5 protein-coding genes are annotated in these 6,758 nt (G+C 33.4%); all 5 read left to right on the plus strand.

Annotated features, from left to right (window positions below; translation table 11 throughout):
• Positions 1–160 precede the first annotated feature (160 nt).
• The 5 genes from porK (at position 161) to EM932_RS11185 (ending at position 6,115) form a co-directional block, all read left to right on the plus strand.
• Positions 161–1,528: a T9SS ring complex lipoprotein PorK/GldK gene (gene porK / locus EM932_RS11165; RefSeq protein ID WP_170179777.1), complete on the plus strand. Its 1,368-nt coding sequence runs from the start codon at positions 161–163 to the stop codon at positions 1,526–1,528.
• Between the two features lie 76 nt (positions 1,529–1,604).
• Positions 1,605–2,240: a type IX secretion system motor protein PorL/GldL gene (gene porL, locus EM932_RS11170; protein ID WP_135877272.1), complete on the plus strand. Its 636-nt coding sequence runs from the start codon at positions 1,605–1,607 to the stop codon at positions 2,238–2,240.
• Positions 2,241–2,285: 45 nt separating this feature from the next.
• Complete coding sequence (gene porM / locus EM932_RS11175) at positions 2,286–3,845, plus strand: type IX secretion system motor protein PorM/GldM (RefSeq protein WP_135877273.1); 1,560 nt, start codon at positions 2,286–2,288, stop codon at positions 3,843–3,845.
• A gap of 137 nt (positions 3,846–3,982) precedes the next feature.
• Positions 3,983–4,873 (plus strand): type IX secretion system ring subunit PorN/GldN, encoded by an 891-nt coding sequence (porN, locus tag EM932_RS11180; protein WP_135877274.1) that lies wholly within the window; start codon positions 3,983–3,985, stop codon positions 4,871–4,873.
• A gap of 195 nt (positions 4,874–5,068) precedes the next feature.
• Positions 5,069–6,115: an NAD(P)/FAD-dependent oxidoreductase gene (locus EM932_RS11185; protein ID WP_135877278.1), complete on the plus strand. Its 1,047-nt coding sequence runs from the start codon at positions 5,069–5,071 to the stop codon at positions 6,113–6,115.
• Positions 6,116–6,758: the final 643 nt, after the last annotated feature.

Here is a 6,758-nt window from a genome sequence, read left to right on the forward strand (position 1 = left end):
CAAGAAAAGGTTGTAAAGCTTATTTCATCGGTAAAATGCTATTTTTTCACGATGAAATGTATTTTTTTTATCGAAAAAGTTGTTTTTTAAAAAATATATAAATATGTTTACGCTCTCAAAAATGAAGCTTAAACTAATTAACCTCGAGTTTTCTATGGATATGAAGAAGTTTATATTATTAATCACAGTAATGACAGTACTAGCTAGTTGTGGCTCTAAAGATAGAGGCGAACTAGTAGGTGTAAAAGGAAAAAAATGGCACCCAGAAAAGCCTTATGGGATGCAACTAATTCCTGGTGGATCGTTTATTATGGGTAAGGCAGATGATGACCTTGCTGGTGTGCATGATGCACCTGCAAAAACAGTTACTGTAAGAGCCTTTTATATGGACGAAACAGAGATAACAAATAGCGAATATCGCCAATTTGTTCACTGGGTAAGAGACTCTATAGTTAGAATGAAACTAGCCGTGTTAGCTGACGAAGTTGGTTTAGTTCCAGAAGATGGAGGTATTGGTGAGTATGCATTTAAAGATGCAGATACAGCAAATATGTCTGTTTACGAGAAATATATGTTCGAAAACTATACAGGTTTAGGACCAACAGGCTATGAAGGACGAAAGATTAATCATGATGTTGATTTAATTTTTGACACAGCCGAATATCCAGATGAATATTATACTGAAGTTATGGATACGATGTATCTTCCTTTAGAAGAATCTTATAATGGACAACGTACTTGGGATGTGAAGAAATTTAAATTCCAATACAATTATATGGATATCCAAGAAGCAGCTAGAAATAGAAGTGTTAAACGTAAAGACGTTATCTTAAAAGAAGAAATTGAAATATATCCAGATACCACTGTTTGGATTAGAGATTTTGCCTATTCTTATAACGAACCTATGCACAATGATTATTTTTGGCATGACGCTTATAGTGACTACCCAGTAGTAGGTGTTACATGGCAACAAGCCAAAGCATTCTGTGAGTGGAGAACTATTAATAAAAACTCTTACCAAAAATCTAAAAGAGGATCTGCAATGGTAAATAGATTCAGATTACCATCTGAAGCAGAGTGGGAGTATGCCGCAAGAGGCGGTCTTCAAGCAGCAACGTATCCATGGGGAGGACCTTACACTAAGAGTGATAGAGGTTGTTTTATGGCAAACTTTAAACCAGTTAGAGGAGATTATGCAGCAGATCAAGCGTTATATACAGTAGAGGCTAAATCTTACGAACCTAACGATTATAATTTATACAATATGGCTGGTAATGTATCAGAATGGGTAAATGCATCTTATGATGCGTCATCTTATGCCTATATATCAACAATAAACCCTAGCGTAAATGATGAGGATAATAAGCGTAAAATTGTAAGAGGTGGTTCATGGAAAGATGTTGCATACTTTTTACAAGTAAGCTCTAGAGATTATGAATATGCTGATTCTGCAAGAAGCTATATTGGATTTAGAACAGTACAAGATTACATGGGGACACAAGTAACAAAAAATTCCAATAACAAATAAGAATCAAATCAATAACAATAAATACTATTAATTAACCTACTTAAGTATTCTTACTTAAAATTAAAAACCGAAAATTATGGCAAAGTCAAAAGCAAGTAAAAAGTTCATGAATATGGCTTATGGATTAGGAGCAGCAATTGTAATCGTTGGAGCTCTATTCAAAATTATTCACTTCGAAATAGGACCCTTAACAGGTAATGTAATGTTAACTATTGGTCTTGTTACAGAAGCAATTATTTTTGCATTATCCGCATTCGAACCAGTTGATGAAGAATTAGATTGGTCTTTAGTATATCCAGAATTAGCTGGAGGACAGTCTGGTAGCAAAGAAAAGGAAAGTCCACAAGGGATGTTGGCTACTAAATTAGATGAGTTGTTAAAAGACGCTAAGATTGATAGCGAATTAATGTCAAGTTTAGGAGAAAGTATTAGAAATTTCGAAGGCGCTGCAAGAAATATGGGGTCTACAGTAGATTCTGTTGAAGCAACTAGAAAATATGGTGAAGAATTATCATTAGCTGCGGCTCAAATGGAATCATTAAATAGCTTATATAAAGTACAGTTAGAAAGTGTTAACAAACAAGCTTCAATTAACGAAGAATCTATTGAAAATGCTGCTAAATTAAAAGAGCAAATGCAATCGTTAGCATCAAACTTGTCTTCATTAAATGGTGTTTACGGTGGTATGCTGTCTGCAATGCATAAAGACTAATTAGGGGTTAATCCCATTTATTATTAACCAAAAACCTAATTAGATATGGCAGCAGGAAATTTATCACCAAGACAGAAAATGATTAATCTGATGTACCTAATATTTATAGCCATGTTGGCTTTAAATATGTCGAAAGAAGTACTTTCAGCATTCGGATTAATGAACGAGAGACTTGTAGACTCTAACAAATCGGCAAAAGAACGTAACCATAGTTTTGTTGAAAACTTAAAACTTAAAGCTGAAGAACAGCCTGAAAAATATGAACCTTTAAAAGCAAAAGGTGAAACATTAGACAAGCTGGCAGCAGATTTTGATGAGTACCTTGAAGGTTTGAAAACCAAAATGATCAAAACAGTTGACAATCCCACAGATTATGAAATTATGGATAAAGGAGATTACCTTGATCAAAATTTCTTTAAAGGAGATAAACTTAAAGCAGATGGACAGGAGTTTTTGAAACAAATTAATACCTTTAGAGAAGGGGTAGTTAATTTGCTTAAAGACGAAAAAGGGATGGAAGAAATTGTAAAAGATGTAAAGGATAAGTTTAATACTGATGATGTTAAAAGAGGTGCTGGAACTGTAGATTGGTTATCTCATAACTATAAAGGGTTTCCTTTAGTAGCTTCTTTAACTAAAATGACACAACTTCAAGCAGATATTAAGACAACAGAATCTGAGGTATTGTCTACGATGTTACAAGGAACACTATCTGGCGAAGTGTCTATGACTAATTATACAACTTTGATGGAAACATCTAAATCTGCTTACTTTAATGGTGAGAAATTTGATGGACAAATTGTATTAGGTCGTAAAGATGCTTCTACTAAACCTACTAGAGTTGAGTTAACTTTAGATGGGAGACCACTTAAAGAAGACCAGTATGTTATCGAAGAAGGAAAAGTAAAGCTTAAAATAGGAACTGGTGGTGTTGGTGAACATAAAATTGAAGGGAAATTGATTTTTGCTCAAGATGGAGAAGAAATTGAAGTGCCTGTAAAGTCATCATTCGCTACGGTTTCTAAACCAAATGCTGCAACTATTTCAGCTGATAAAATGAATGTAGTATATCGTGGTGTTAAAAACCCAATGACTATTTCATTTGCTGGTATACCTGATAATAAAGTATCTGCAAGCGCTCAAGGTTTATCAAGAGCTGGAGGAAGCAGATATATAATGGACGCTACTAGAATTAAAGGTAGAGAGGTAACAATTAATGTTACAGGTACATTGCCAGGGGGACAAAAAGTAAGTGATAATGCTAAATTCAGAATTAAAGATTTACCAAAACCAACTGGTACAGTTAGAGGTGAAGACGGTGCAATAAAAATGCAAAGAAACGCTCTTGAAATATCGACTATTGGTGCCAAGTTTGATGATTTCGATTTTGAATTACCATTACGAGTTACAGGATTTAAATTTAAAGTACCTGGACAGCCAACAATAACTGTTAGAGGTAACAAGTTAGATAGCAGAGCTAAAGGAGCATTACGTAAAGCAAAGCGTGGATCTGGAGTTCAAATATTTGATATTGAAGCTAAGGCTAAAGGTGTAAGTGTGATACTTAAAAAAGTATCTCCGGTTTTTGTTGAGATGACAAACTAGAATTAACCTTTATGGTTAAACCTTGATAAATTAAAAGATACTAATTTGGAATATCCATAACGAAAGTTAGAAAATTAACTCTAAAGTTGTGTTATGGATATTGCATATGACCATAGAGAATTAATAAATATAAGAACATGAAATTAAAAAGTTTTTTATTAACCGTTACCGCTGTTTTTGCAGTGTCGGGTATGTTTGCTCAGGCAAATATATTAAACGCCAAGAGTCCTGAGGAAATTGGTGTAAGAACAGAAGAACAAAGGGAAATTGACAATGATAAGCCTTTAGAGTATGGTTATGTAGATGATAGAGATATCCTGTTTTCTAAGATGACATGGGAAAAAATTGTTCTTGATGAACGCGCAAATTTTCCGTTATATTATCCTACCGATACTAACAATATTGGTAATGATAGAAGATCGTTATATCATGTACTTATGAAGAACATTGAAAACGGAAGAATAGAAAACATATACGATGATTCTTATTTTACAGCAAAACGTACTTTAAAAGATATTGAAGCTGCTTTAGTTAAAATTGATACTACAGAATTAGGTATTGAGCAATTAAATGCAGGAGAAGCATTATCTCCAGAGTATATTAACAGAAGAGATATTACAGCTGCAGATATTAAGGAGTATCATATTAAAGGTCTTTGGTATTTTGATAAGCGTCAAGCCGAAATGAAATACAGATTACTAGGTATCGCTCCAGTTGCTCCAGATGTGAATTTTATTGATGAGCCAGAGCCAGATTTAGTACCTTTATTTTGGGTGTTCTTCCCAGATGCAAGAGAGGTATTACATGAAGCAAAATCATTTAATAATCAAAATAGTTCCATTCCTTTTTCTTTTGACCATATCTTGAATGCTAGACGTTTTCACGGATATATTTTTAAAGAAGAAAATGTTCAGGAAGATAGACAAATATCTGAATATATATCACAAAATGCTTTAATGCAGTTATTGGAATCTCAAAGGATTAAAGATAGAATTAGAGACTTTGAATTGGATATGTGGACTTATTAATTCTCACTATCAATTAGAATATACGAAACGCTCACTTAAAAAGTGAGCGTTTTTTTATTACTCTAGTTTTAATCTAAAAATTCTCCGACTCTTAGGGGGCGGGTTTCCGATTCACCTTTCCTACGGAGAGGTCAGAACTGGCTTTTTTGGCAGTTCTGGGAGAGGAATCTAATTTTCTAATTATCTTCGTGCATGATGAAAGTAGATTACATAGTTGTAGGAATTGGGCTGGCAGGCATTAGCTTTTGCGAGCAATTAAAAAAACACAAAAAAACGTTTGTGGTGTTTGATAATGCTTCGCAACTTTCATCTACGGTAGCTGGTGGGCTATATAACCCAGTAGTGTTAAAACGATTTACATCTGTTTGGAAGAGTAAAGAACAATTAGAAATAGCATTGCCACTATATGCGCATTTAGAAAAAGAACTAAAGGTAACATTAGATTATAAAGTTCCTGTTTACCGTAAGTTCGCTTCGTTGGAAGAACAAAACGACTGGTTTGCCGCTTCAGATAAGCCTTTACTTTCAGAATACCTTTCAGAAAAATTAATTAAAAACAAAAATCATGCTGTTGAAGCAAGTTTTGGATTTGGAGAAGTTCTAAATACAGGAAGAATAGATGTAAAAACAATGATTGAAGCTTATAAAGCAGATTTACTAAAAAATAAATTATTGTTTGAAGAAGCTTTCAATCATAATGCTATTACAGATCACAATACGATTCAATATAAAAATATAACAACAACTAATATTGTATTTTCAGAAGGGTATGGTATTAAACAAAACCCATATTTTAATAATTTGCCCTTAGTGCCAGCTAAAGGAGAGTTAATAATTATACACGCTCCAGATTTAAAAATAAATTATGTTTTAAAAGCAGGAGTGTTTTTAATTCCATTAGAGAATGACTTGTACATTGTGGGAGCCACTTATGAATGGAAAGATTTAAGTAATAATATTACTGAAGAAGCAAAAGAAACGCTCTTAAATAAGCTTAAAAAGCTTATTAACTGTTCTTTTAAAGTAATAAATCAAGTAGCGGGGATTCGACCTACAGTTAAAGATCGACGCCCGTTAGTTGGACAGCATCATACACATAAAAACCTTTTTGTTTTAAACGGTTTAGGTACACGAGGTGTTATGATTGGTCCCTATGTTGCCAAACAACTTTATAATTTTATTGAAAACAACGCTCCCTTAGAAAGCGACATTGATATTAATAGATTTAAACGAAATGTTTAATTTATATAACTCTCCTCTTTTTTAAGGAGGAGTGGATTTAATTTCAACACCTTGAAATTAAAGACGAGGTGGTTACAACTATAAAAACTGTTTAATGCCAGATAAAAATAGAAGTGGTATAATACCAAATGAAAACTTAAATAACGTGAGTTCGACATATTAAAAACTGACAGCCAGTTATTTAACTGTTTTAATAAAGAAACTATGTCATTCCGAATGCTACGGAGGGTAAAATATATTTTACTTGAACGTATATAGCGTAGCTATTGAGGAGGAATCCCATCCTTATGAGATTTCTCGAAAGTTTATCTTGAGTACTTCGCCTACGCTCAGCATAAACTAAAGTCGAAAGGCTCATATTTCACTCAGTCGAAATTGACAAACACTTGAAAATCATTGATTTAATATTATTTTTCATAAAAAAATTAAATCTAACTGACGTCAAATAGAACCTATAGGTATATTTTTAGTACTGCACTGCGCTAGGGATTGAACGATCTGTTTGAGCTCCTCGAAGGGCGATTTCCTAGAATATGGCAAAAATTGGTTATATTATGATTATGGAACAACAATCAATACTTTCAATCACGCAACGTTTCGGTACTCAAGAAGCCTGTATAAGCTACCTTGAGTCGATTCGTTG

Origin of the sequence: Flavivirga rizhaonensis (genome assembly GCF_004791695.1) — a bacterium.
GTDB classification, from domain to species: Bacteria; Bacteroidota; Bacteroidia; order Flavobacteriales; family Flavobacteriaceae; genus Flavivirga; species Flavivirga rizhaonensis.